This is a genomic window from Filifactor alocis ATCC 35896 (assembly GCF_000163895.2).
GTDB classification, from domain to species: Bacteria; Bacillota; Clostridia; order Peptostreptococcales; family Filifactoraceae; genus Filifactor; species Filifactor alocis.
The window spans coordinates 1248883-1274468 of sequence record NC_016630.1 but is presented as its reverse complement, the minus strand read 5'-3'; the positions used below and the strand labels follow the sequence as shown (position 1 = coordinate 1274468).

Below are 25586 nucleotides of genomic sequence, written 5' to 3'. Positions count from 1 at the left end.
ACATGGATTACAAAACAATACGAGATAAAATTGAGGATATGGTAAATGATAACCATAAGGACTTCGTAAAAGCGGTTATCAGCATGGAAAAAGGCATCAATGATGAGAGTGCCTTGGATAAGCTATATGATGCTTATATGGCAAATGATACCATCAATCTGCTTCATGAAGATTTCGACTATATGATTGAAGATTTAAGAGAACAGGGGCAGATAAAAGACCTGCCCTATGTTCAGCAGGAGAAAGATGACCTTGTAAATATCGTCGGAAATGTTGTAGGCAATGTAGATGTAATCGAAATAGAAAATAAGAACGGAGAAGGCTTTAAGGTGGCAAATTTCTCCGTAGTTTCCAAAGATGATGAGGGTAATAAGGTATATCATAATTGCTCCGCTTATGGAGAAAAGAGTGAACTTCCAAAGGACTTTAAACAGGGAGATTTCGTAAAGCTATTCGGACAGCTTAGAACCTCTATTGATGATAACGGCAAGGAGCATAGCAATGTAAGGATATTATCCTCAAAGCTCTTAAAGGCGAAAGAACAGATGAAAGGACAGGATAAGAGTCAAGAGATTGCTAAACTGAAAAGTAAGATAGAAGAAAGAGAAAAAGACTTATTTTATGCAGATTCTTGGGAGCAATCAGGACAGATTAGAGCAGATATTGAAAAAATGAAAGCCAAGTTAAATACCTTAACCGGCTCTGAAAAAGGGAAAGAAAACGATAAAAAATCCATACTTGGTGCTATCAAAGAATATCAGGCAGAAGATAAGGAAAAGCCAAAAGTAAAGCAGGAATCGTCAAAAGAAACGGAAAGATAAGATGATGGTCGGTGTGGTCTTTAGGGCTGCACCGGCTCTTTTTTGTTGCTCAAAAAAAGGAGATAAAGATTATCTCTCCATCTCCTTACCCATATAAATTCCATAGTTCTTTCGTATCTGATAAAGCTCGTCCATAGTCAATTTTGAGGAAGAATACTCCTGCATAAGGGTATTCTTTTTTTCTTGCAATTTATCAAGCTCAGATAAAATATCCCTTGAATTTGGCAGCTTGGAATAAGACTTTTTAAGCTCGGAAAGAGCGTTTTCATAGAGGGTAATCTGAGCTTTGTATTCCTCGAAAAATGCCCTATCAGACGTATTCGCCTTATATTCCTTGTAATAGGCACGATATTTTTTGACAATATGAACTTGCTCCATCGTAGTGGATAACTGTTCCATTTTCTTATCAATCGCCTTGATTTTATCCTGTAAATTTTGTCTTTCATCAGCACTTTTCTTGATAAATTCGTCAAGCTGCTGAACAGATTTTATGCCGTGTTCTCTAAGGAAGATAACAGACTCAGCCATTGTATTAAGGTTATGTTTGGTTGCCCAAAATTCATAGCCTTTGCTTTCTTTTACTTTCATATTGGTGTTCATATCAATAACAATGCCGATGCGTTTTTTGACAGCAGGGGTTTTAATAGATGATCTTTCTGCAAGTCGTTCTTTTAATCTTTCTTCAGTGTAATCTTCTCCGATTGTTTTGGCTCTGGTAAATCTCGGCTTATCTTTTGGCTTAAAAGCAATATGTTTGCCATACTTAATTTCATATCCAAGCTCAGCCATTTTCCTTAGAAATTCATCCCAATCCTTAGACTGTTTTATCATTCTGTCAATATCAAATTGAAGTCTACTTTTCCAAGAAGTACCTTTCTTTGCCTGCTCATTTTCATACCAAGACTTTCCGCTCGTCTTGTATTTTTTCTTGTAGCTTTCGTAGTGTTCATCAATGACGGAAAGGTTGTTTTGTTTGCATAGCTTATCACTCTGATAACGAATTTTATGGTAGCATTTTTTGTTTGACTGATAGCACTTGCCACTAACCATATTCACATTATTGAAGATGATATGATTATGGATATGCCCTTTATCTATGTGCGTCGATAACACAAACTCATATTCATCTTTGAGGATCTTTTTACATAACTCAAGACCGATTTGATGTGCCATTTCAGGGCTTGTTTCTCCCGGTAAAAATGATTGAATCAGATGTCTTGCAAGGACAGTTCCCTTAGTTCCTGCCTCCCCTCTTGTCCTTAAAAACTGAGTATGAGCAGTTGACTGATGGCATTTATGCGTACTGACTAAAAGCTGTTCATCTGTTTTATCTCCATTAACAATATAGTCAATAGCAAGATGAAGGGTTGATTTTATAGGATGTATTTTTGTAATCGCCATAAATTTTAATCACCTCCGGAAGTCCTGTTTAGAAGCAAGGAATGAATTTGCCACAGTTCTTTTGAAAAATGTTCAATCTCTTGTTTCATATCGCCTATGTCCTCTTTGTAGATAACACCGGTCGAATTTACACGATTTGCAATCTGATTGATGTTGTTTGTTGCGTTGGAAAGTAAGCCTTGTAAATCCCTAAAAGGCTCTAAATCGACTTGATAAATTTCCTTTTCTAAAACGCATTTGCGGATAAAATGGCTCATATTTCTACACTTCGCAAGTTTTCTTTTCTCCTCAAAAAGAGTTTTTTCTTCCTTAGTCAACTTAATTTCAAGTCGTTCATTTCGTATCCTATTTGCCATAGATAGTTCCTCCTTTAGATGTATTTCGGGGTTTTAGGGTCTCCCTAACAAGCTAAAAATTGATAAAAAAAGAAGCAGATCCCGAAGGGCTGCTTCATCAATTTTTCCGTAAGTGTCCGTACACTTACTGTGCTTGCTACAAAAGAATACAAGCATTAAGCATATATTAAAATTATTAATAATTGTATCATACTTAAGTATAATTTTCTACTATACTCTTGACAAAATGGTTAGAAGGGACTAATATATAAGCATACAGAACGAGTGTCGGTCAATAGGTGGTGATGTTTTGACAAAGAGAAATGTAAAAGATCCAGAAGAAAGAAAACAGGAGCTTATAAATATAGCATCCAGACTTTTTGAAAAGTATGGGTATGAGAAAGTTTCTGTGCGAGATATTCTTGCAGAAGTTAATGGAGCGCCGGGAATGTTTTATTATTATTTCAAATCAAAAGAAGATATTTTCTTGGCGTGTATGGAAACATACTTTGATGAAAAATTAAAAAATAAGTTAGGTATCCTTCAAAACAAGGAAATAGATTACGAAGAAAGAATAAAGATTTTAAGAGAACTTATAGTAAAAGATATCGGTCAGTTTACGACAAGATATAATTTTTCAAAAGAGAATTCAATTACAGATAACTCTTACAGGTTATGGGAATTGATTCATTACATTGGAAAATTTATAGATGTCTATTCAGAATTTATAATTGAAGGAATTGAAAATAAAAAAATAGAAAATAATATGGGAATAAACAGAGAAAATGTGAGAAGTTTCGCAGCTTTTATTTTATACGGAGCTGTTGGCACAATATATAACGACTATATTATTAAGGGAGAAAACAAAACAAATTCAAGTGAAGCCTTTGGAATAATAAGTGAGCTATTTCAAAGACCTCATTAGAGAAAAATAAAATATAAGTATTTTACAAGGGAAACATCAATGGTGTTTTCCTTGTATTAGTTTTAAGACAAATGAACGAACTCGTTCGGAAGGAGGTATGTTTTAGATGAAAAAGAAGAAATCAATCAAAGATATTATTTCCTACAGTGAAATAAAAAAAGGACAACTTGTAGGAGGGATATTATTTGTTAGTCTTGGTATGCTATTAAGTATTTGTCCAATTTTGGTGATATACAAAGTCATAAAATCTCTATTTTTATATGGAAAATTAGAACAAAGTACAATACAGTTCTGCATCTATGGACTTGCAGCAGTGGTATTGTCATATTGCTTAACTTACATTGGCGGTATTTTATGCCATAAGTTTTCATATGTTTTAATAGCTAACTTAAAAAAGAAGATATTATTTCATATTGGGAATCTTCCTTTAGGTTTTTTTACCGGAGACAACAAGTCAAAAATAAGGCAAGTATTAGGATCGGACATGAATCAAATTGAGGGATATTTTTCTCATCAATTACCAAATTTAATTTCAACTTTAGCACTAATTTTAGCAATGATAATTGTTATGTTGAAGATAAATTTAATATTAGGTCTTACGACTTTGTTAATTATATTTGTTGGTTTAGGAATTCAGATTGCAATCATGGCAAAGATTATAAAGTCGGGTGGACTTGAGAAGAACTTTGCGATTTTGGATCAAATTAATTCAGCAACTACTGAATACGTTAAAGGTATGCCGGAAGTGAAAATATTTGGAACAGGAGCAAAATCATTTAAAACTTTTTCAAAGTCAGTAGGAGAATATAGAGATTTTACAAGTTCGATGACATCAATGATAAGACCAGGATTTGTCTCATTTAGAATGTTTATTTTATCTGTTGCTACATTCATAGTTCCTGTAGGAATACTTTTAATGTCACGAAATAATAACTTGGATTTTGCTACAGTTTTTATTTTCTATTTGATTCTTGCACCTGCAATTAGCGTACCTGCATTAAAGCTTAGAGATTTTGCAGAAGGAATGAATTTACTAAATGAAGTTGTTTTGAGAGTCTATGAAATTATAGATCAAAAAGAATTGGCAATTGAAAATACTGAGGAAGGGATAAAAGGTCATGATCTTGAATTTAATAATGTGAGCTTTTCTTATGGAAATGAAGAGGTTTTAAAGAATATAAGCTTCTGTGCTAAACAAGGAGAAGTTACAGCATTAGTTGGTTATTCGGGAGCAGGTAAATCTACCATTGGAACGCTAATACCAAGATTTTACGATCCTTCAGAAGGTTCTATTAAAATTGGTGGAGTTAATATAAAAAGTATTCCGATAAACACCTTAATGGACAAGATAGCATTTGTTTTTCAAGACAGTGATCTTATCACAGATACAGTCTTCAATAATGTTGCTATGGCAAAGACAGGTTCTACAAAAGAAGATGTCATAAAAGCATGTAAAAAAGCAAGGTGTCATGATTTTATTGAAAAACTTCCTAATGGATACAATACTGTTTTGGGTAAAGGAACTTACTTATCTGGGGGAGAGAAACAACGTATTGCAGTAGCAAGAGCAATTTTGAAGGATGCACCAATATTAGTGTTAGACGAGGCAACAAGTTTTGCAGACTCTGAAAATGAATATCTTATGCAGGAAGCTTTATCTGAATTGGTCAAGGATAAGACTGTTATTATGATTGCTCATAGGTTAAATACCATAGAATATGCAAATCAAATCTTAGTAATATCTGATGGAAAAATTGCAGAAAGAGGTAAGCATGAAGATTTAATCCTTGCAAATGGAATATATAAGAGACTCTTTGATATTTATAAGAAGACAAATATTTGGCAAATGGATATAGAAGGGAGTGAGAATGAATGATAAGAAATATTACTTTAGGAAAGATGAATAATATAAGAAAATCAATTATTTTAAACGTTTTGGCATCTATTTCCAACCTTATACCATTTATTGCTTTGGCGAAAATTGTAGAAACACTATTTTTAAATAGAGGTGCAGATAGTATAGATACGAGCCTTTTATGGAAGTATTTTGGGATAATGGCAATATTTTTCTTAATAACATTCTTATTGGAAAATTTAGCCACAAAATATACCTATGAACTTGGATACAAGACAAGTGCAGATGGAAGAATAGAGCTTGCAGACCACATAAGAAAACTGCCGATAGGTTATATTTCAGGGAAAAGTTCAGCAGAGATCTTAGATACATTAATGAATGATTTTTTCAAAGTTGAAACGGCAGTAACGCATCAATTACCTCAATTTTTTAGTGGTATATGTGTAGCGGTTCTTTGCTCGATATTATTTTTGATAATCAATGTAAAAATGGGAATAGCAACACTTATTGGACTACCTATTTCTGTTCTACTTCTTACACTCATGCAAAACTTTCAGAAAAAAATTTATTTAAAAACAAAGAAAATGAGGATAAAAGAGGAAGAAGATATAAATGAATATTTGGATGCCATTAAGACTCTAAAAGCTTATAACAGCTTAGATGACACATTAACAAAACTTGAAGAAGATATAGACAACTCAAGAAATGCAAATATTAAGAGTGAGAAAGGAGTTGGTTCATTAACTACTATAGCAAGTATGATTTTAAGAATAGGACTTCCTTTGATGAGTTTAGCTGGTTCCTATTTATTTATAAATGGATCTTTGGAAATTGATACATTTTTAATGTTCTTATTTGTAGGCACAAGGATTTTTGATCCCTTGGAGCTTGCACTTGTAAATTATACAGGTTTACAAATGGCATCCGTTTCAGGAGAGAGAATCATTAACTTACTTAAGGCTAAACCTATGTCAGGAAATTGTGCTGTAAACGAAAGCAACAAAATTGAAATATCTGATGTTTCATTTTCTTACAAGGAGTCTAAGGTTATCAATAATGTTTCATTAGACATTAATGAGAACGAATTAACTGCTTTTGTTGGTTACTCTGGCTCTGGAAAATCTACACTAATTAAATTAATTTCCAGATTTTATGATCCTAATGAAGGGACAATTAAAATTGGTGGAGTAGATTTGCTAACAGCCGACCCTGATAAATTAATGGATAAATTTTCTGTCGTTTTTCAAGATGTGTATCTTTTTAAAGACACAATTTATAACAACATAAAATTTGGAAATGAAGATGCAAGTAAAGATGAAATCATGAATGCTGCAAAAATGGCAGGAGCTTATGACTTTATAGTCAAAAAAGATGATGGATTTGACACTATGATTGGACAAGGAGGAGCGACTCTGTCTGGAGGTGAGAAACAAAGAATATCAATAGCGAGAGCAATATTAAAAAATGCACCAATAATACTACTTGATGAAGCAACATCTTCACTTGATCCTGAAAATGAACTTATTATACAAGAAGCAATATCAAATTTAATAAAAAATAAAACAGTTGTGGTTGTAGCCCATAAATTAAGAAACGTAATGGGAGCTGATAAAATTGTTGTTTTAAACAAAGGGAAGGTAGAAGAAGTTGGGAAGCATGAAGAACTTATTAAAAATGAAGGACTATATAAAGACTTATGGAATTATCAAGAAAAGTCTAAAGAATGGAAGATTGTACAGTAACAATCAATTTTAAAGGAGGAAATTTATGAAAACACAAAAGAAATCATCAAAAAATGCAGTTACAGCTGGTGTTTTAATTGCACTTTACTTTGTAACATATTTAGTAATTGGGGCAATATCTATGCCTGTCCCTGTTTTATTTTTACTAATGCCTATGCTTGTAGCACTACTTGCTGCACCAACCTATCATATGCTTCTTGCAAAAACAAAGTCAGCCACCGCTATTGTAATCGCAGCTATCTTACCAAGTATTTTATTAGTTGTAACTGGTCATATTCCAATTGCACCATTAGTGGCAGTGCCTGCCGGAATAATTGCTATGTTAATAGCAAGAGGTGGAAATTATACAGACTTTAAGAAAAATACAATTAGTCATATGTTTTTTTCTCTAAACTTATTTGGAGGATTCTTACCAATTTGGCTTATGAGAGAAGCATTTTTTGAAAGTGTTATAAAAGGTGGCTTAGATCAAAACTTTTGTAATACAGTAAGAGCATGGACACCAATATGGATGCTACCAGTTATGATTATTGGAACATTTATATTCTCTTTGATTGGTTCTTATTTTACAAAGAAAATACTAAATAAAAAGCTGGAATCAGCAGGAGTTTTATAATGGAAAATTCAAAGTTTGTTCTGGGGTCAAAATATGACCTCAGAACAAAACTTATCTTGCTTATAGGTGCGAATATTTTAATTTTTTTAGGGTTTGATTGGATCTATCAAAGTCTTATTACATTATTTTTTCTTGTCATCATTATTAGCGATGGTTATAAAAAATCCGCTATAAAGTATATTTTATTTTTTGTAATAAGTGTAGTATTGGAAAAATCTTTAGCCTATTTTAATATGAATTTTCTTTCGAATTTAATTTTATTTATCTTAGCAATTGGAAGAAAATTTCTGCCATGTATTATCGTGGGCAAATGGATTTTAAATTCCACATCTGTTTCCAGTGCAGTGGCAACTTTACAAAAATTAAAACTTTCAAAAGACTCGCTCATAATGATTTCTGTAATATTTAGATGTTTGCCTACTATTAAAGACGAATGGAGTCATATAAATATGGCGATGAAAACTCGAGGAATTAATTTTAACTTAATAAATTTAATAAGGAAACCAACATTAATAATGGAATATTTTTTTGTGCCCTTATTCGTAAGTGTGATAGAAATTGGGGATGAGCTCTCTCAATCAGCCATTATAAGGGGACTTGATGCTCCTGTTAACAAAACAAGTAGATATCTTATTAAATTTAGGAGAAAGGATATTTGTGTTTTACTTTCTATGATTTTAATTATATTAATCGTTGTATTTATGAAAATCTCGGGGTGGGACTTATGATTGAAATTAGAGAATTAAGCTTTAAATACAAGGGAGGAGCTAATTACTCATTAAAAGACATTAATTTGATTGTAAAAAAAGGAGAATGCATTCTTCTATGTGGTAGGAGTGGTTGTGGAAAGTCTACTCTATTAAAGCTTATGAATGGTATAATACCTGAGTTTTATGATGGAGACATTTCTGGCAGTGTTATGGTCAATGGTATGAATACATTTACCACCCCAATTTATAAATTATCTAAGAATGTAGGCTCGGTTTTTCAAAATCCCAAAACACAATTTTATACAACAAATACAACAGATGAAATTGCTTTTGGTTTAGAAAATTACGGCATAGAAAGAGAAGTAATTAACAAAAGGATTGAAGAAGTTGAAAAAGAGCTTCATCTTGAAAACTTGATGAATAAAAATATATTCAATCTTTCTGGAGGAGAAAAGCAGAAGATTGCTATAGCAAGCATTTACGCATTAAACCCTGAGATATTTATTCTTGATGAACCATCTTCAAGCTTAGACATAAAGTCAATGAAAGAACTATCGCTTACAATAAAAAAGCTTAAATCTTTAGGAAAAACTATTATTATTGCAGAACACAGGTTGTGGTATTTAAAAGACATTGCTGATAGAGCAATATACTTAGAGGATGGAAAAATCATCAGAGAATATAGTATGGACGAAATTGAAAATCTAAGTGAAGATGAACGAACGAGAACAGGACTTAGACATTCTGATTATAAAGCTATTGAAAGATTTGATGATTTTGAAACTTCAAATAAAGGGACTTTATTAGAGTTAAAAAATCTGATATTCAAAAGAAATACCAAAATAATTTTGTCCATTGAGGATCTTAAATTTTGCTATGGGAATATTATTGGGATTGTTGGAGAAAATGGAATTGGGAAGTCTACATTAGCAAAAATCATATGTGGCTTATACAAAGAAAATAAAGGTAAAATTTTAAAAGATGATGAGAATTTACAACTAAAAACAGTATAAAAATCTAATTATCCGCATAAACACTGGACTTATCACACTTTATCAAGGTCAAAACCACTCAATTTACTACTAATTTACTACTTATGAATGAGCTTTGATACGACGATTTATCCTTGAAAAGTGAAGATACAAAGATACTTCCAATAAAATTGAATATTTAATAGGTAGACACTTCAAAAAATGAGGTGTCTATTTTTTTACCCAATATTTGAAAGGAAGTGAACTTATGAAAACAGAAAATCAAGAATCAAAAGGTCGCTCCCCTCCCTTTAAGACCATCAAACAAACAAGATTTATCAAACAATAAAAAGAAAGGATAGGTAAAAATATGGAACTTAAATTTGTGATTCCCAACATGGAAAAAACATTTGGCAATTTAGAATTTGCTGGCGAGGATAAAGTAGAACAGCGAAGAATCAACGGACAATTAACTGTCTTATCTCGAAGCTACAACCTCTATTCTGACGTTCAAAGAGCAGATGATATTGTGGTGGTGCTTCCTGCTGAAGCTGGAGAAAAACATTTCGGCTTTGAGGAACGTGTAATGTTAGTCAATCCACGTATTACCGCAGAGGGCTATAAAATTGGTACTCGTGGATTCACAAATTACCTTTTACATGCGGACGACATGATAAAAGAATAAAGAAAGAGAGGAAAAATGATGAGATTACCTAATGGCATTGTATTAGATAAAGACGCTACATTTGGAGAATTAAAGTTTTCAGCACTCCGTCGTGAAGTACGAATCCAAAATGACGACGGTACGGTTTCAGATGAAATCAAAGAACGTACCTATGATTTAAAATCCAAAGGGCAAGGACGTATGATTCAAGTGAGTATTCCTGCCAGTGTTCCTTTGAAAGAGTTTGACTATAACGCAAAAGTGGAAATCATCAATCCAGTTGCAGATACCGTCGCTACCGCTACCTTCCGAGGGGCAGATGTTGACTGGTATATCAAGGCAGACGATATTGTATTGACGAAAGATTCCAGTACCTTTAAAAATCAGCCACAACCTAAAAAAGAGCCAGCCACGGATAAATAGTCATGCTACTTCCACTAGAGAGAAAGGAGGAAATCCCGCATGAAACAGTTTGGCATTCGTGGTAAAAGGATTCGCCCAAGTGACAAGGATTTAGTCTTTCATTTTACAGTAGCGTCCTTACTGCCAATTTTCCTGCTGGTTATCGGACTGTTTCATGTGAAGACAATCCAGCAGATTAACTGGCAGGACTTTAACCTATCACAAGTAGACAAGATTCACATTCCCTATTTAGTTATTAGTGTTAGTGTCGCAATTCTTGTCTGCTTGCTGGTGGCATTTCTATTCAAAAGATATAGATATGATACAGTAAAACAACTGTACCACCGTCAAAAGCTGGCTAAGATGGTACTTGAAAACAAGTGGTATGAATCGGAACAGGTCAAAACAGATGGCTTCTTCAAAGATTCGTCCAGTCGTACTAAGGAAAAGATAACCTACTTTCCCAAAATATTTTATCGCCTTAAAGATGGTTTAATACAGATGCGAGTGGAAATCACGCTAGGAAAATATCAAGACCAGCTCCTACACTTGGAAAAGAAATTAGAAAGCGGATTGTACTGTGAGCTGACGGATAAAGAGTTAAAAGATTCTTATGTGGAATATACCCTGCTCTATGACACCATCGCCAGTCGTATTTCTATTGATGAAGTCCAAGCCAAAGATGGCAAACTACGCTTGATGGAAAACGTATGGTGGGAATATGACAAGCTCCCTCACATGCTCATAGCTGGTGGTACAGGTGGCGGTAAAACTTACTTTATACTGACACTGATTGAAGCCTTGCTTTATACAGATTCTAAGCTCTATATTCTTGACCCAAAGAACGCCGACCTTGCCGACTTAGGCTCTGTGATGGGGAATGTCTACTACAGAAAAGAAGATATGCTCTCCTGCATTGACCGTTTCTATGATGAAATGATGGCACGAAGTGAAGCTATGAAAGAGATGGAAAACTATAAGACTGGCGAGAACTATGCCTACTTAGGACTTCCTGCAAACTTTCTTATCTTTGATGAATACGTGGCTTTCATGGAAATGCTGGGAAATAAAGAAAATACCGCAGTCTTAAACAAGCTCAAACAGATTGTCATGTTAGGTCGTCAAGCTGGCTTCTTTTTAATACTGGCTTGTCAACGTCCAGACGCAAAATATTTAGGCGACGGAATCCGTGACCAGTTTAATTTCAGAGTGGCACTTGGAAGAATGTCTGAAATGGGCTATGGCATGATGTTTGGCAGTGATGTACAAAAAGATTTCTTCTTAAAACAAATCAAAGGTCGTGGCTATGTTGATGTGGGAACAAGTGTCATATCAGAATTTTACACTCCCTTAGTACCAAAAGGTCATGACTTTTTGGAGGAAATAAAAAAACTAACCAACAGCAGACAGTCCACGCAGGCGACGTGCGAAGCGAAAGTCGCAGGTGTGGACTGATCTTGCTGGCTGGTGTGGCGATAGCCACGCCAGCACCTAACCCCCCGTATCTAACAGGGGGGTACAAATCGACAGGAAACAGTCAAAAAAATAGCAGAAAATTCTTTGGTTACAAGGAGTTTAGAAAATTTCGTGGTATGTCAAATGAGCTTCAATAGTTGACATACCTTTTTTAATTGGAGGGATTTAACTGAATGAACAAACTTTGATACAGCATTTAAAGGAAAAACGGTTGGCTTATGGGCTATCTCAAAACCGACTGGCTATTGCTACAGGCATTACAAGGCAATATCTTAGCGACATTGAAACTGGCAAGGTTAAGCCATCAGACGAGTTGCAACAATCCCTTTGGGAAACTCTGGAACGCTTCAATCCCGATGCCCCACTTGAAATGCTCTTTGACTATGTAAGGATTCGCTTTCCCACAATGGACGTACAGCATGTGGTTGAAGAAATATTGCAATTGAAACTTTCCTATTTTCTTCATGAAGACTATGGCTTTTATTCTTATTCAGAACATTATGCCTTAGGCGATATATTCGTTCTCTGCTCTCATGAGATAGACAAAGGTGTTCTGGTGGAATTAAAAGGTCGTGGGTGCAGACAATTTGAAAGCTATCTTCTAGCACAACAAAGAAGCTGGTATGAGTTCTTTATGGACGCTTTGGTGGCTGGTGGCGTGATGAAACGCCTTGACCTTGCCATCAACGATAAAACAGGGATTTTGAATATTCCCACACTGACGGAAAAATGCCTACAGGAAGAGTGTATTTCGGTGTTCCGCAGTTTCAAGAGCTATCGCAGTGGCGAACTGGTACGCAAAGATGAAAAGGAATGTATGGGAAACACGCTTTATATCGGTTCATTACAAAGCGAAGTCTATTTCTGTATCTATGAAAAGGACTATGAGCAGTACAAGAAAAATGATATTCCCATTGAAGACGCAGAGGTTAAAAACCGTTTTGAAATCCGACTAAAAAATGAGCGTGCCTATTATGCAGTACGTGATTTACTTGTCTATGATAATCCAGAGCATACAGCTTTTAAGATTATCAATCGGTATATCCGCTTTGTGGATAAGGACGATTCAAAAGCACGTTCCGATTGGAAACTCAATGAAGAATGGGCATGGTTTATTGGAAACAATCGTGAACGATTAAAGCTAACCACAAAACCAGAGCCTTACTCTTTCCAAAGGACACTAAACTGGCTATCTCATCAAGTCGCCCCGACCTTAAAGGTTGCTATTACACTTGATGAAATTAACCAGACGCAGGTTGTGAAAGACATTCTCGACCATGCGAAACTGACAGACCGACACAAGCAGATTTTAAAGCAACAGTCGGTAAAAGAACAGGACGTGATAACGACAAAAAAATAACTTAAATACAAATTCACTGCATACAGAAAGGAGAACATTTTTATGAATTTTGGACAAAACCTTTATAACTGGTTTCTATCAAATGCTCAATCACTGGTACTTTTAGCAATCGTTGTAATTGGCTTGTATCTTGGCTTCAAGCGTGAGTTTAGTAAACTGATTGGCTTTCTCATCATTGCGATTATTGCGGTGGGCTTGGTGTTCAACGCTGCTGGAGTAAAAGACATTTTATTAGAGCTATTTAATCGCATTATCGGTGCTTAAATTAAACCGTTATTTTGTGGAATATAAGTGGTTTTCTTATGTTCCGCAAAAGAATGGTACACCAAACGAAGTGCGGTAGGGATTTTTGAATCTCTACAAAGAAAGGACGTGAACACATGGACGATATGCAAGTCTATATTGCCAACTTAGGTAAATACAATGAAGGAGAATTAGTCGGTGCTTGGTTTACCTTTCCCATTGATTTTGAAGAAGTCAAAGAGAAAATCGGCTTGAATGATGAATACGAGGAATACGCCATTCACGATTATGAGTTACCCTTTACGGTTGACGAATACACTTCTATTGGCGAACTCAATCGCCTATGGGAAATGGTATCGGAGTTGCCAGAGGAACTACAATCCGAGCTATCTGCTCTGCTCACTCATTTTTCAAGTATTGAGGAACTAAGCGAACATCAAGAGGATATTATCATTCACTCGGATTGTGATGATATGGCAGATGTCGCACGTTACTACATTGAAGAAACTGGAGTATTGGGCGAAGTGCCAACCAGTCTTCAAAACTATATTGATTACGAATCCTATGGTCGTGATTTAGAAATTTCGGGAACTTTTATCACAACCAATTATGGGATTTTTGAAATCGTCTATTGAAAGGATTGATTCTATGAAGAAAATACGAAGCTATACCAGTATTTGGTCTGTTGAGAAAGTGCTGTACTCCATCAACGATTTTAGACTTCCGTTTCCCATAACCTTTACGCAAATGACGTGGTTTGTCGTGTCACTGTTTGCGGTTATGATACTTGGCAACTTGCCACCTCTTTCCATGATTGAGGGAGCATTTCTCAAATATTTTGGAATTCCTGTGGCTTTCACATGGTTTATGTCTACAAAAACCTTTGATGGTAAAAAGCCTTATGGATTTTTGAAGTCTGTCATTGCTTATGCACTGCGACCAAAGCTGACCTATGCAGGGAAAAAAGTAACCCTTGGCAGAAACCAGCCACAAGAAGCCATTACGACAGTTAGGAGTGAATTTTATGGCATATCCAATTAAATACATTGAAAATAATCTGGTCTGGAATAAAGATGGCGAATGTTACGCCTATTATGAGCTTATTCCTTACAATTACTCATTCCTAAGTCCAGAACAGAAAATACAAGTGCATGATTCTTTCAGACAGCTTATCGCACAAAATCGTGATGGCAAGATTCATGCTCTACAAATCAGTACAGAATCCAGCATACGTTCTGCACAAGAACGTTCCAAAGAGGAAGTAACTGGCAAACTCAAAGTAATTGCCTATGACAAAATCGACCAACAGACAGACGCTTTAATATCCATGATTGGCGAAAATCAAGTGGACTACCGCTTCTTTATCGGCTTTAAGTTGCTTCTCAACGATCAAGAGTTTTCTATGAAAAGTCTTACCGTTGAAGCCAAAAATGCTTTGTCTGATTTTGTCTATGATGTGAACCATAAGCTAATGGGCGATTTTGTCAGCATGAGTAATGATGAAATCCTGCGTTTTCAGAAGATGGAAAAGCTCTTGGAAAATAAAATCTCTCGTCGTTTCAAAATCCGTAGACTGGATAAGGACGACTTCGGCTATCTGATTGAACATCTTTATGGACAGACAGGTACAGCTTATGAAGATTATGAGTACCATCTATCAAAGAAGAAGCTGGATAATGAAACGCTGATTAAATATTATGACCTTATTAAACCGACCCGTTGTCTGGTGGAAGAAAAACAGCGATACCTAAAAATTCAACAGGAAGACGAAACCGTCTATGTGGCGTACTTTACCATCAACAGCATTGTCGGCGAATTGGACTTTCCGTCCTCTGAAATCTTCTACTACCAGCAACAGCAATTTACATTCCCGATTGATACTTCTATGAATGTGGAAATCGTGGCAAACCGTAAAGCACTAAGCACCGTTCGTAATAAAAAGAAAGAACTAAAAGACCTAGATAACCACGCATGGCAAAGTGATAACGAAACCAGCTCTAATGTGGCGGAAGCTCTGGAAAGTGTCAATGAGCTGGAAAATAATTTAGACCAAAGCAAGGAATCCATGTATAAGCTCTCTTATGTGGTGCGTGTTTCCGCAAATGACTTGGACGAATTGAAACGTCGTTGTAATGAAGTGAAAGATTTTTATGACGATTTAAGTGTCAAGTTGGTACGACCATTTGGAGATATGCTGGGCTTACATGAAGAATTTTTACCATCAAGCAAGCGTTATATGAATGACTATATTCAGTATGTAACCTCTGATTTCTTAGCTGGACTTGGTTTCGGTGCTACTCAAATGCTTGGCGAAAATGAGGGTATTTATGTTGGCTATAGCTTAGATACAGGACGCAATGTCTACCTCAAACCTGCTCTTGCCAGTCAAGGGGTTAAGGGTTCAGTAACCAATGCATTAGCGTCTGCCTTTGTAGGTTCGCTAGGCGGTGGAAAATCCTTTGCGAATAACCTTATCGTCTATTATGCAGTGCTTTATGGGGCACAAGCAGTGATTGTTGACCCGAAAGCGGAACGTGGCAGATGGAAAGAAACCTTGCCAGAAATCGCTCACGAAATTAATATTGTCAATCTGACTTCTGATGAGAAAAATAAAGGCTTACTTGACCCTTACGTGATTATGAAAAATCCCAAAGATTCTGAATCACTGGCAATCGACATTTTGACGTTCCTTACGGGGATTTCATCACGAGATTCTGACCGTTTCCCTGTTCTACGAAAAGCCATTCGTGCTGTAACTAATAGTGAAGTGCGAGGTCTTCTGAAAGTGATTGAGGAATTACGGGTTGAGGGAACTCAAATAAGCACCAGCATAGCCGACCATATCGAAAGTTTTACAGACTATGACTTTGCACATCTGCTCTTTAGTGATGGATATGTGGAGCAGTCTATCAGTCTTGAAAAACAACTGAACATCATACAGGTTGCCGACTTGGTACTTCCCGATAAAGAAACCTCCTTTGAGGAATATACCACAATGGAGTTACTATCGGTGGCAATGCTGATTGTCATTAGTACCTTTGCGTTAGACTTTATCCATACAGACAGAAGCATTTTTAAAATTGTTGACTTAGACGAAGCGTGGAGCTTCTTACAGGTGGCACAAGGTAAAACACTGTCTATGAAACTGGTTCGTGCTGGACGTGCTATGAACGCTGGGGTATATTTCGTGACCCAGAATACAGATGACCTTTTAGATGAAAAGCTGAAAAATAATCTTGGTTTGAAATTTGCGTTCCGCTCTACTGACCTTAACGAGATTAAAAAGACCCTTGCCTTTTTCGGCGTTGACCCAGAGGACGAAAATAATCAGAAGCGATTGCGTGATTTGGAAAATGGACAGTGCCTTATCAGTGATTTATATGGTCGTGTCGGTGTGATACAGTTCCACCCTGTATTTGAAGAACTGCTCCATGCCTTTGATACCAGACCGCCTGTGCGAAAAGAGGTGTAAATGTGAAACCATCAATATTAAACAGAATAAAATCAAACTGGACGCTGAAGCGTCTAGGTAAAGTGGCAATGACAGTGGCTTTCACACTTGTGATTGCCATTTTTCTTTTAGCCATGATGGGAACAGTGGTTCAAGCTGCGGGCTTGGTAGATGATACAATCAATGTGGCAAATGAGTACAGCCGATACCCACTTGAAAACTATCAACTGGATTTTTATGTTGATAATAGCTGGGGCTGGCTACCGTGGAACTGGTCGGACGGAATTGGAAAACAAGTCATGTATGGCTTATATGCCATTACCAATTTTATTTGGACAATCAGTCTTTATGTTTCCAATGCGACTGGCTACTTAGTTCAAGAAGCCTATTCCCTTGACTTCATTTCTGCTACAGCAGATTCCATTGGCAAGAATATGCAGACCCTTGCAGGAGTTACGCCTAGCGGACTATCAACAGAGGGATTCTATGTTGGATTCCTCTTACTCTTGATTTTGGTTCTTGGGGTTTATGTTGCCTATACAGGACTGATAAAAAGAGAAACTACAAAAGCGATTCATGCCATTGTGAACTTTGTCATGGTATTTATCCTATCAGCTTCCTTTATTGCCTACGCTCCCGACTACATTAAAAAAATCAATGATTTTTCATCAGACATCAGTCAAGCCAGCTTATCACTTGGCACAAAAATTGTCATGCCCCATTCCGATAGTCAAGGCAAGGACAGTGTGGACTTGATACGTGACAGCCTATTTTCCATACAGGTTCAACAACCGTGGCTACTGCTTCAATACAACAGTTCAGACATTGAAAGTATTGGTGCTGACCGTGTGGAAAGTCTACTTTCAACCAGTCCAGACAGTAATAATGGAGAAGACAGAGAAAAAATTGTAGCAGAAGAAATCGAAGACAGAAACAATGTGAACATGACGATTACAAAAACTATTAACCGCTTGGGTACAGTCTTCTTTCTCTTTGTATTCAATATCGGGATTTCTATATTCGTATTCCTACTAACAGGAATCATGATTTTCTCGCAGGTGCTTTTTATCATCTATGCTATGTTTCTGCCTGTGAGCTTTATTTTAAGTATGATTCCATCTTTTGATGGTATGTCGAAACGAGCCATTACTAAACTCTTTAATACCATTTTGACACGAGCTGGAATCACGCTGATTATTACGACAGCCTTTAGTATTTCAACCATGCTCTATACCTTATCGGCTGGTTATCCGTTCTTTTTGATTGCCTTTCTACAGATTGTGACCTTTGCAGGAATCTACTTCAAACTGGGCGATTTAATGAGTATGTTTTCGCTTCAAAGCAACGATTCTCAAAGTGTGGGAAGTCGTGTGATGAGAAAACCTCGTATGCTTATGCACGCTCATATGCACCGCCTACAGCGTAAACTTGGACGCTCCATGACAGCTTTAGGTGCTGGCTCTGCCATTGCCAGTGCTACAGGAAAACAAGGACAGTCGGGTAGTTCTGGTAGGACACAAGCAGATCACACCCGTCCAGACGGACAGGAAAAATCAACACTTGGAAAACGTATCGGACAAACAATCGGAGCAGTTGCTGATACCAAAGATAAAATCGTTGATTCTGCTGGTAATCTCAAAGAACAGGTTAAGGATATTCCGACCAATGCAAGATATGCAGTGTATCAAGGAAAATCCAAAGCAAAAGAAAATGTTCGTGACCTAACTTCCAGTATTTCTCAAACCAGAGCAGACAGAGCCAGCGGACGCAAGGAACAGCAGGAACAAAGACGCAAAACCATTGCAGAGCGTCGCTCTGAAATGGAACAGGTCAAACAGAAAAAACAGCCAGCTTCTTCCGTTCATGAAAGACCAGCTACTAAGCAAGAACAATCTCATGATGGACAGACCGCAAAACAATCTTCTGTTCAGGCTTTACGCATGGAATCTCAACAAGCCAAACAGGAGCGTCCAGCAGTTAAGTCCGATTCTTCAAGTTTAAAAGCGGAACGTCAAAACCGTACTACACAAGAAAGAACAGTTCAAAAGCCAGCAACTTCAACTACACCAGCAGACAGAGCTTCACAACGTCCAGTCACAAAAGAGCGTCCGTCTACTGTTCAAAGAGTTCAAAGTCAAAACCTTAGAAATAGACCACCAATAAAATCCGCCACTATCAAGAAAGGCAGTAAGAAACCATGAAACTGAAAGCTTTAGTGATTGGTGGTTCTGGGCTATTCTTGATGGTCTTCTCACTACTTCTGTTTGTTGCCATTTTATTTTCAGATGAACAAGATGGCGGTTTTTCAAACATTCACTATGGCGGTGTGAATGTTTCCGCAGAAGTGCTGGCTCATAAGCCTATGGTAGAAAAATACGCTAGAGAATATGGCATTGAAGAATACGTCAATGTACTGCTTGCTATTATACAGGTGGAATCGGGCGGTACTGCCGAAGATGTTATGCAGTCCTCGGAATCCCTTGGTCTACCACCCAATTCATTGAGTACAGAAGAATCCATCAAGCAAGGTGTGAAGTATTTCAGTGAATTATTAGCCAGTAGAGATAGGCTCGGTGTGGATTTGGAATCGGTTATCCAGTCCTACAATTATGGCGGTGGCTTCTTAGGGTATGTGGCTAATCGTGGAAACAAATATACCTTTGAACTGGCTCAAAGTTTCTCTAAGGAATATTCAGATGGCGAAAAAGTGTCCTATCCCAATCCAATAGCCATACCCATCAATGGGGGCTGGCGATATAACTATGGCAATATGTTTTATGTTCAGCTTGTTACGCAGTATCTTGTCACAACTCAATTTAATGATAATACGGTACAAGCCATCATGAACGAAGCACTGAAATATGAGGGTTGGAAGTATGTCTATGGCGGAGCTTCCCCGACTACTTCATTTGATTGTAGCGGACTGACACAATGGACGTATGGCAAAGCTGGGATTAAATTACCACGAACCGCACAACAACAATATGATGTGACCCAACATATCCCACTATCCGAAGCAAAAGCCGGCGATTTAGTTTTCTTTCATTCTACCTATAACGCTGGTTCTTATATTACTCATGTTGGCATATACCTTGGCGATAATCGAATGTTTCACGCAGGAGACCCTATCGGCTATGCCTACTTAACAAGCTCCTACTGGCAACAGCATTTAGTAAGAGCAGGACGAATCAAACAATGAGAAAGGAAGATTCAATGATGAAATTCAGAAAAAATCAGAATAAAGAAAAACAGATACCAAAGGAAAAGAAACCTCGTATCTACAAAGTCAATCCTCGTAAAAAGGTTGTAATTGCCTTATGGGTGCTTTTAGGGCTTAGTTTTAGCTTTGCGATATTTAAGCACTTTACAGCTATTGATACCCATACCGTTCACGAAACAACTATCATAGAAAAGGAATACGTTGATACTCATCATGTAGAAAATTTTGTAGAGAACTTTGCGAAAGTTTACTACTCATGGGAATTAAACGACAAATCTATTGATAATCGAATGGAAAACCTCAAAGCCTATCTGACAGAGGAACTTCAAGCTCTCAATATCGATACGGTTCGTAAAGATATTCCTGTATCGTCTTCTGTAAGAGGGGTTCAGATATGGACGGTAAAAGCGGATGGCGAAAACCAGTTTGATGTGACTTATAGTGTAGACCAGTTGATTACAGAGGGGGAAAATATAAAGACCGTCCATTCTGCTTATGAATTGACAGTCTATGTTGACAGTGATGGAAATATGGTTCTTATTAAAAATCCGACGATTACCAGCGTTCCAGAAAAATCAGATTATACACCAAAGATAAAAGAAAGTGATGGCATGGTTGATTCCACCACAACCAATGAAATCAATGAGTTTCTAACAACGTTCTTTAAATTCTACCCGACCGCAACCGTAAAAGAACTTTCTTACTACGTGAATGATGGGATTTTGAAGCCGATCAGAAAAGATTATGTCTTTCAAGAATTGGTAAATCCTATTTATAATCGCAAGGATAATCAAGTCACGGTATCACTGGCAGTAAAGTATCTCGACCAGCAGACCAAAGCAACGCAAGTATCTCAATTTGATTTGGTGCTAGAAAAGGTAGGAAATAACTGGAAGATTATAAAATAACTTTTAGTACATGGTTATAGCTATTTGTAACTGCTATTTTGTAACCACGTTCTCCTTTGACAAAAAATCGGATATATCTTTACAAATGTACTCTTATGTGCTAATGTTAATGTAAGTATATAAAAGGAGTTAATAAATATGCGGCAAGGTATTCTTAAATAAACTGTCAATTTGATAGTGGGAACAAATAATTAGATGTCCCTTTTTAGGAGGGGTTAGTTTTTTGTGCCCAGTTTAAGAATACTTTTATCATGTGATTATGAAGTATACAGAAAATATCTGTATGCTTATGATTGTGCATTTATTTCCCAGTGATAAGAGTATCTGTCACTGGGATTTTTTATGCCTTTTTGGCTTTTGAATGGAGGAAAATCACATGAAAATTATTAATATAGGTGTTTTAGCTCATGTTGACGCAGGAAAAACTACTTTGACAGAAAGCTTACTATATACTAGTGGAGCGATTGCGGAGTCAGGAAGCGTGGATAGAGGCACAACAAGAACGGATACTACATTTTTAGAACGTCAGCGAGGAATTACAATTCAGACAGCAGTAACCTCTTTTCAGTGGAAAGATATTAAGGTAAACATCATAGATACTCCAGGACATATGGATTTTTTAGCAGAAGTATATCGCTCGTTATCAGTTTTAGATGGGGCAATCCTACTAATTTCTGCGAGAGATGGAGTACAAGCACAAACTCGGATATTATTTCATGCACTAAATAAAATGGGTATTCCCACAATCTTTTTTATCAATAAGATTGACCAAAATGGGATTGATTTATCAACGGTTTATCAAGATATTAAAGAGAAACTTTCTATGGAAATTATAATCAAACAGAAAGTAGAACTGCACCCTAATATGTGTGTGATGAGCTGTACGGAATCTGAACAATGGGATACGGTAATAGAAGGAAATGATTACCTTTTGGAGAAATATATACTTGGGAAATCATTGGAGATATTAGAACTCGAACAAGAGGAAATCAGAAGATTTCAGAATTGCTCCTTGTACCCTGTTTATCACGGAAGTGCAAAAAGCAATATAGGGATTGAGCAGCTTATAGAAGTGATAACAAATAAATTTTATTCATCAACATACAGAAAGAAGTCTGAACTTTGCGGAAATGTCTTCAAAATTGAATATTCGGAAGAAAGACAACGTCTTGCATATGTACGCCTTTATGGCGGTGTCCTGCATTTGCGGGATTCGGTTAGAATATCGGAAAAGGAAAAAATAAAAATTACAGAAATGTATACTTCAATAAATGGTGAATTATGTAAAATTGATAAGGCTTATTCCGGGGAAATTGTTATTTTGCAAAATGAGTTTTTGAAGTTAAATAGTGTTCTTGGAGATACAAAGCTATTGCCACAGAGAGAGAGAATTGAAAATCCGCTCCCTCTGCTGCAAACAACTGTTGAACCGAGCAAACCTCAACAAAGGGAAATGTTACTTGATGCACTTTTAGAAATCTCCGACAGTGACCCGCTTCTACGATATTATGTGGATTCTACGACACATGAAATCATACTTTCTTTCTTAGGGAAAGTACAAATGGAAGTGACTTGTGCTCTATTGCAAGAAAAGTATCATGTGGAGATAAAAATAAAAGAGCCTACAGTCATTTATATGGAAAGGCCGTTAAAAAAAGCAGAGTATACCATTCACATCGAAGTGCCACCGAATCCTTTCTGGGCTTCCATTGGTCTTTCTGTAGAACCGCTTCCATTAGGGAGCGGAGTACAGTATGAGAGCTCGGTTTCTCTTGGATACTTAAATCAATCGTTTCAAAATGCAGTTATGGAAGGGATACGCTATGGCTGTGAACAAGGATTGTATGGTTGGAATGTGACGGACTGTAAAATCTGTTTTAAGTATGGCTTATACTATAGCCCTGTTAGTACCCCAGCAGATTTTCGGATGCTTGCTCCTATTGTATTGGAACAAGTTTTTAAAAAAGCTGGAACAGAATTGTTAGAACCATATCTTAGTTTTAAAATTTATGCACCACAAGAATATCTTTCACGAGCATATAACGATGCTCCTAAATATTGTGCGAACATCGTAGACACTCAACTGAAAAATAATGAGGTCATTCTTAGTGGAGAAATCCCTGCTCGGTGTACTCAAGAATATCGTAATGATTTAACTTTCTTTACAAATGGACGTAGCGTTTGTTTAACAGAGTTAAAAGGGTACTATGTTACTACTGGTGAATCTGTTTGTCAGCCCCGTCGTCCAAATAGTCGGATAGATAAAGTACGATATATGTTCAATAAAATAACTTAACACATTTTATATTGTTATATAAATGTGGCTTCTTGTTAAACGAGATGAAATATTCTTTAATACAGATTTAAATTAAATGTAAAGGAGGAGATAATTATTATAAACTGTGAGTGGGTACTGTGTCCCATCTGTGGAAATAAAACACGTTTGAAAATAAGGGAAGATACTGAATTGAAGAACTTTCCTCTCTATTGTCCTAAATGTAGACAGGAAAATTTAATTGAAATAAAGCAGTTCAAAGTAACTGTGATTACAGAGCCAGACGCAAAGACGCAGAGCCGATAATTTGAGAAATCAAAATCTCATCTTATCGACTCTTTCTGTTATGTATAGGTTTTAAATTAGTCTTTGAGGTTTCTCGCTTCGCTGATACCATTGGCTAGGACTTCAATTAACGATAGTTCCTTATCAGTAAAGCTATCCAGTAGTTTTTCTACCTGTAATCTTCTGGTGCTTTTCGCCAGATCATTACGAGGTAAGAAGAATTCATCAACGGACACATCAAGTAATGATACAAGGTCATAAAGAACTTGTATGCTAGGGTGTTGCCCCTTATTTTCAATATTAGTTAAATAGCGTGGGTCAATTTCAATTAATGCTCCCACTTGTTCACGAGTCAAACCTCGTTTCATTCGAGCTTCTTTGATTGCTAAACCAAAGGCTCTAAAATCAAATTTATCTTCTTTTTTACGCATAATAGACCACCTCTATACATTTTACTGTTCCTATTAAATTTGAAACAGGTATAGAAAAACGTGTTATATAGTTTGTGAGTTCCTAAGGTTTATATATTAATACAAGCACTACTCAACTCCAATAAAAAAAAGCCGTTGTTTGGTAGTGCTATTTGTGCTGTAAAAACGTAATTCTCACTTTCAAATGGCGGTTCGTTGGAGGTCGAAGTTGCCATGAGATATATTACATACAATCTTATTCCTGTTACTGGGTTCTTATCAAAAAAAGTTATCCACCAGCAATAGATAAATACGTCTATCGATGTGGTTTTATACATCATATAGCAAGAACAATTAAAGCATATAAACAGATAAATCAATCTGTCTATGTGCTTTTTTTGTATCTATGGATAATTTTTAAAGTTTTTTCAATTCTTAATGCAACAAATCCCCCTTTCACATTGGGAGTAAGAGTGAAAGGAGATAAAAGAGCAAAGCTCACTTCCTTTCAAAAGAAAGGGGGTGAGAAACATGAAACCATCTTCTTTTCAAGAGAGAATTGAACATCAGTTTGATTTTATCTGTATGCGAGCTATGGACGATGAGCGGAAGAATTATTTCCTTTATCTTTCAAGGCTGGCAAAGCGTGAAGTGTCCTTTTCGGATATTGGCGAATATCTCGTCAACCAATTTGCGACGACAGACAGCTATTCATCTGATTTTCAAATTTTTACGCTCACTGATGTTTCGGTTGGTATCGAAAATGATTTATTGAGTGAAGCACTAAAAGAATTGCCAGACAAGAAGCGTGAAATCCTACTGCTGTTCTATTTTATGGACATGAGCGATTCAGAAATAGCGGATTTACTGAAATTGAACCGCTCTACTGTCTATCGGCATAGAATGAGCGGACTAGCCTTAATCAAGAAGTTTATGGAGGAGGAAAACGAAGAATGAGAAAAGAATATTCCAGAATTCCATTCCCATTGATTGTAAAGGCTTGTGATGGCGATACAGAAGCGATTAACCAGATTCTACATTATTACAGAGGGTACATTGCTAAACGCTCTCTACGGTTGATGAAAGATGAATATGGCAATCAAAGTATGGTCGTTGATGAGGTCTTACGTGGACGAATGGAAACCAGGTTGATTACAAAAATCCTGTCATTTGAGATTGAGTAGCACCGATTTATCTCTCTTTTCGTGGAAGTGCGGACGAGCTTTCCATACTTCCCGATTGGGGAGGTTTGTTATTCCATCAAAGCATATTGTCTTTCAGTATGTTTTGATAGGCTGACAAGCCATCTGTTCTTTGAAAACTGAATAACAGCAGTCGAATACATTTCGATAAGAAAAGAGCCAACGGAGCTGACCGCCATGACCTGCCCTGTAAAGATAGCGAGCGATTCATGTCAGTGATCCGAGAAGTAATCTTTAGCAGGATTGCCAGCGAAGACATTCTTATCGTAATAATGATACTCCTGTATCGTCATAGTCCGAGCGTTAAAAGCGTC

At 36.5% G+C, this 25586-nt stretch carries 26 protein-coding genes; 23 read left to right on the top strand and 3 right to left on the bottom strand.

Annotation, left to right across the window (positions count from 1 at the left end; translation table 11 throughout):
• Positions 1-2: 2 nt before the first annotated feature.
• Positions 3-821 carry a hypothetical protein gene (locus HMPREF0389_RS05610; protein ID WP_001860230.1) on the top strand — a complete coding sequence of 273 codons (819 nt, stop codon included), beginning with the start codon at positions 3-5 and terminating at the stop codon, positions 819-821.
• A 69-nt stretch (positions 822-890) separates the two neighbouring features.
• Here the strand turns inward: HMPREF0389_RS05610 and HMPREF0389_RS05605 are convergent, their stop codons facing one another.
• Entirely contained in the window at positions 891-2222 is a 1332-nt protein-coding gene (locus HMPREF0389_RS05605; protein ID WP_001018653.1) for a relaxase/mobilization nuclease domain-containing protein, read from the bottom strand.
• 5 nt (positions 2223-2227) lie between these two features.
• Entirely contained in the window at positions 2228-2578 is a 351-nt protein-coding gene (locus tag HMPREF0389_RS05600; protein WP_000013390.1) for a plasmid mobilization protein, read from the bottom strand.
• A gap of 289 nt (positions 2579-2867) precedes the next feature.
• On the opposite strand from HMPREF0389_RS05600, the gene HMPREF0389_RS05595 reads away from it, so the two are divergent.
• The 20 genes from HMPREF0389_RS05595 to HMPREF0389_RS08920 all read left to right on the top strand — a co-directional run bounded on the left by HMPREF0389_RS05595 (position 2868) and on the right by HMPREF0389_RS08920 (position 23681).
• The gene (locus HMPREF0389_RS05595; RefSeq protein WP_000166902.1) at positions 2868-3482 is read left to right on the top strand and encodes a TetR/AcrR family transcriptional regulator; all 615 of its coding nucleotides are present in this window, start codon (positions 2868-2870) and stop codon (positions 3480-3482) included.
• A 106-nt stretch (positions 3483-3588) separates the two neighbouring features.
• Complete coding sequence (locus HMPREF0389_RS05590; protein ID WP_000727577.1) at positions 3589-5358, top strand: ABC transporter ATP-binding protein; 1770 nt, start codon at positions 3589-3591, stop codon at positions 5356-5358.
• Positions 5355-7079 (top strand): ABC transporter ATP-binding protein, encoded by a 1725-nt coding sequence (locus HMPREF0389_RS05585; protein WP_000620708.1) that lies wholly within the window; start codon positions 5355-5357, stop codon positions 7077-7079. The genes HMPREF0389_RS05590 and HMPREF0389_RS05585 overlap by 4 nt, the downstream gene beginning before the upstream one ends.
• Before the next feature lie 25 nt (positions 7080-7104).
• A complete protein-coding gene (locus tag HMPREF0389_RS05580; RefSeq protein WP_014262669.1) occupies positions 7105-7695 on the top strand; it encodes an MptD family putative ECF transporter S component in 591 nt (196 codons plus the stop codon).
• Positions 7695-8423 (top strand): energy-coupling factor transporter transmembrane component T, encoded by a 729-nt coding sequence (locus HMPREF0389_RS05575; RefSeq protein WP_000431741.1) that lies wholly within the window; start codon positions 7695-7697, stop codon positions 8421-8423. Before HMPREF0389_RS05580 ends, HMPREF0389_RS05575 begins: the two co-directional genes overlap by 1 nt.
• Positions 8420-9418 (top strand): ABC transporter ATP-binding protein, encoded by a 999-nt coding sequence (locus HMPREF0389_RS05570; RefSeq protein ID WP_001860234.1) that lies wholly within the window; start codon positions 8420-8422, stop codon positions 9416-9418. Before HMPREF0389_RS05575 ends, HMPREF0389_RS05570 begins: the two co-directional genes overlap by 4 nt.
• Before the next feature lie 328 nt (positions 9419-9746).
• Positions 9747-10061, top strand: a complete 315-nt coding sequence (locus tag HMPREF0389_RS05565; protein WP_000420681.1) for a YdcP family protein — start codon at positions 9747-9749, stop codon at positions 10059-10061.
• A gap of 15 nt (positions 10062-10076) precedes the next feature.
• Positions 10077-10463 (top strand): YdcP family protein, encoded by a 387-nt coding sequence (locus tag HMPREF0389_RS05560; protein WP_000985040.1) that lies wholly within the window; start codon positions 10077-10079, stop codon positions 10461-10463.
• 39 nt (positions 10464-10502) lie between these two features.
• Positions 10503-11897 (top strand): FtsK/SpoIIIE domain-containing protein, encoded by a 1395-nt coding sequence (locus HMPREF0389_RS05555; RefSeq protein ID WP_002368310.1) that lies wholly within the window; start codon positions 10503-10505, stop codon positions 11895-11897.
• A 190-nt stretch (positions 11898-12087) separates the two neighbouring features.
• On the top strand, positions 12088-13278 hold the full coding sequence (gene mobT, locus HMPREF0389_RS05545; protein WP_002368311.1) for a MobT family relaxase: 1191 nt from the start codon (positions 12088-12090) through the stop codon (positions 13276-13278).
• Between the two features lie 42 nt (positions 13279-13320).
• Positions 13321-13542, top strand: a complete 222-nt coding sequence (locus HMPREF0389_RS05540; protein ID WP_001009056.1) for a hypothetical protein — start codon at positions 13321-13323, stop codon at positions 13540-13542.
• A 116-nt stretch (positions 13543-13658) separates the two neighbouring features.
• Positions 13659-14156: an antirestriction protein ArdA gene (locus HMPREF0389_RS05535; RefSeq protein WP_002368312.1), complete on the top strand. Its 498-nt coding sequence runs from the start codon at positions 13659-13661 to the stop codon at positions 14154-14156.
• A 13-nt stretch (positions 14157-14169) separates the two neighbouring features.
• Complete coding sequence (locus HMPREF0389_RS05530; RefSeq protein ID WP_025186755.1) at positions 14170-14562, top strand: conjugal transfer protein; 393 nt, start codon at positions 14170-14172, stop codon at positions 14560-14562.
• Positions 14546-16993, top strand: a complete 2448-nt coding sequence (gene tcpF, locus HMPREF0389_RS05525) for a conjugal transfer ATPase TcpF (RefSeq protein ID WP_002368314.1) — start codon at positions 14546-14548, stop codon at positions 16991-16993. The genes HMPREF0389_RS05530 and tcpF overlap by 17 nt, the downstream gene beginning before the upstream one ends.
• A gap of 68 nt (positions 16994-17061) precedes the next feature.
• Positions 17062-19173, top strand: a complete 2112-nt coding sequence (locus HMPREF0389_RS05520) for a CD3337/EF1877 family mobilome membrane protein (RefSeq protein WP_225915793.1) — start codon at positions 17062-17064, stop codon at positions 19171-19173.
• On the top strand, positions 19170-20171 hold the full coding sequence (locus HMPREF0389_RS05515; RefSeq protein ID WP_014262668.1) for a bifunctional lytic transglycosylase/C40 family peptidase: 1002 nt from the start codon (positions 19170-19172) through the stop codon (positions 20169-20171). The genes HMPREF0389_RS05520 and HMPREF0389_RS05515 overlap by 4 nt, the downstream gene beginning before the upstream one ends.
• Positions 20172-20185: 14 nt before the next feature.
• Positions 20186-21100: a conjugal transfer protein gene (locus tag HMPREF0389_RS05510; RefSeq protein WP_014262667.1), complete on the top strand. Its 915-nt coding sequence runs from the start codon at positions 20186-20188 to the stop codon at positions 21098-21100.
• Between the two features lie 259 nt (positions 21101-21359).
• Positions 21360-21461, top strand: a complete 102-nt coding sequence (locus tag HMPREF0389_RS09235; RefSeq protein WP_207719977.1) for a tetracycline resistance determinant leader peptide — start codon at positions 21360-21362, stop codon at positions 21459-21461.
• 15 nt (positions 21462-21476) lie between these two features.
• Complete coding sequence (gene tet(M) / locus HMPREF0389_RS05505; RefSeq protein WP_014262666.1) at positions 21477-23396, top strand: tetracycline resistance ribosomal protection protein Tet(M); 1920 nt, start codon at positions 21477-21479, stop codon at positions 23394-23396.
• Between the two features lie 90 nt (positions 23397-23486).
• A complete protein-coding gene (locus HMPREF0389_RS08920; protein WP_094398252.1) occupies positions 23487-23681 on the top strand; it encodes a cysteine-rich KTR domain-containing protein in 195 nt (64 codons plus the stop codon).
• A 56-nt stretch (positions 23682-23737) separates the two neighbouring features.
• Here the strand turns inward: HMPREF0389_RS08920 and HMPREF0389_RS05500 are convergent, their stop codons facing one another.
• Entirely contained in the window at positions 23738-24091 is a 354-nt protein-coding gene (locus tag HMPREF0389_RS05500; protein ID WP_014262665.1) for a helix-turn-helix domain-containing protein, read from the bottom strand.
• Between the two features lie 510 nt (positions 24092-24601).
• Here HMPREF0389_RS05500 and HMPREF0389_RS05495 point away from each other — a divergent pair.
• Positions 24602-25027, top strand: coding sequence for a sigma-70 family RNA polymerase sigma factor (locus HMPREF0389_RS05495; RefSeq protein ID WP_000804877.1), 426 nt, complete (start codon positions 24602-24604; stop codon positions 25025-25027).
• Positions 25024-25254, top strand: coding sequence for a helix-turn-helix domain-containing protein (locus tag HMPREF0389_RS05490; RefSeq protein ID WP_001224508.1), 231 nt, complete (start codon positions 25024-25026; stop codon positions 25252-25254). The genes HMPREF0389_RS05495 and HMPREF0389_RS05490 overlap by 4 nt, the downstream gene beginning before the upstream one ends.
• Positions 25255-25586: the final 332 nt, after the last annotated feature.

Bases quoted from the DNA above. Each gene is read 5' to 3' on its own strand.
- HMPREF0389_RS05555 (WP_002368310.1), top strand. From the start codon at position 10,503: ATGAAACAGTTTGGCATTCGTGGTAAAAGGATTCGCCCAAGTGACAAG.
- HMPREF0389_RS05590 (WP_000727577.1), top strand. From the start codon at position 3,589: ATGAAAAAGAAGAAATCAATCAAAGATATTATTTCCTACAGTGAAATA.
- HMPREF0389_RS05605 (WP_001018653.1), bottom strand. From the start codon at position 2,222: ATGGCGATTACAAAAATACATCCTATAAAATCAACCCTTCATCTTGCT.
- HMPREF0389_RS05535 (WP_002368312.1), top strand. From the start codon at position 13,659: ATGGACGATATGCAAGTCTATATTGCCAACTTAGGTAAATACAATGAA.
- HMPREF0389_RS05530 (WP_025186755.1), top strand. From the start codon at position 14,170: ATGAAGAAAATACGAAGCTATACCAGTATTTGGTCTGTTGAGAAAGTG.
- HMPREF0389_RS05520 (WP_225915793.1), top strand. From the start codon at position 17,062: ATGACAGTGGCTTTCACACTTGTGATTGCCATTTTTCTTTTAGCCATG.
- HMPREF0389_RS05575 (WP_000431741.1), top strand. From the start codon at position 7,695: ATGGAAAATTCAAAGTTTGTTCTGGGGTCAAAATATGACCTCAGAACA.
- HMPREF0389_RS09235 (WP_207719977.1), top strand. From the start codon at position 21,360: ATGAAGTATACAGAAAATATCTGTATGCTTATGATTGTGCATTTATTT.
- HMPREF0389_RS05600 (WP_000013390.1), bottom strand. From the start codon at position 2,578: ATGGCAAATAGGATACGAAATGAACGACTTGAAATTAAGTTGACTAAG.
- HMPREF0389_RS05500 (WP_014262665.1), bottom strand. From the start codon at position 24,091: ATGCGTAAAAAAGAAGATAAATTTGATTTTAGAGCCTTTGGTTTAGCA.
- HMPREF0389_RS05490 (WP_001224508.1), top strand. From the start codon at position 25,024: ATGAGAAAAGAATATTCCAGAATTCCATTCCCATTGATTGTAAAGGCT.
- tcpF (WP_002368314.1), top strand. From the start codon at position 14,546: ATGGCATATCCAATTAAATACATTGAAAATAATCTGGTCTGGAATAAA.
- HMPREF0389_RS05610 (WP_001860230.1), top strand. From the start codon at position 3: ATGGATTACAAAACAATACGAGATAAAATTGAGGATATGGTAAATGAT.
- HMPREF0389_RS05565 (WP_000420681.1), top strand. From the start codon at position 9,747: ATGGAACTTAAATTTGTGATTCCCAACATGGAAAAAACATTTGGCAAT.
- HMPREF0389_RS05585 (WP_000620708.1), top strand. From the start codon at position 5,355: ATGATAAGAAATATTACTTTAGGAAAGATGAATAATATAAGAAAATCA.
- HMPREF0389_RS05515 (WP_014262668.1), top strand. From the start codon at position 19,170: ATGAAACTGAAAGCTTTAGTGATTGGTGGTTCTGGGCTATTCTTGATG.
- HMPREF0389_RS05495 (WP_000804877.1), top strand. From the start codon at position 24,602: ATGAAACCATCTTCTTTTCAAGAGAGAATTGAACATCAGTTTGATTTT.
- HMPREF0389_RS05510 (WP_014262667.1), top strand. From the start codon at position 20,186: ATGATGAAATTCAGAAAAAATCAGAATAAAGAAAAACAGATACCAAAG.
- HMPREF0389_RS05540 (WP_001009056.1), top strand. From the start codon at position 13,321: ATGAATTTTGGACAAAACCTTTATAACTGGTTTCTATCAAATGCTCAA.
- HMPREF0389_RS05560 (WP_000985040.1), top strand. From the start codon at position 10,077: ATGATGAGATTACCTAATGGCATTGTATTAGATAAAGACGCTACATTT.
- HMPREF0389_RS05570 (WP_001860234.1), top strand. From the start codon at position 8,420: ATGATTGAAATTAGAGAATTAAGCTTTAAATACAAGGGAGGAGCTAAT.
- HMPREF0389_RS05580 (WP_014262669.1), top strand. From the start codon at position 7,105: ATGAAAACACAAAAGAAATCATCAAAAAATGCAGTTACAGCTGGTGTT.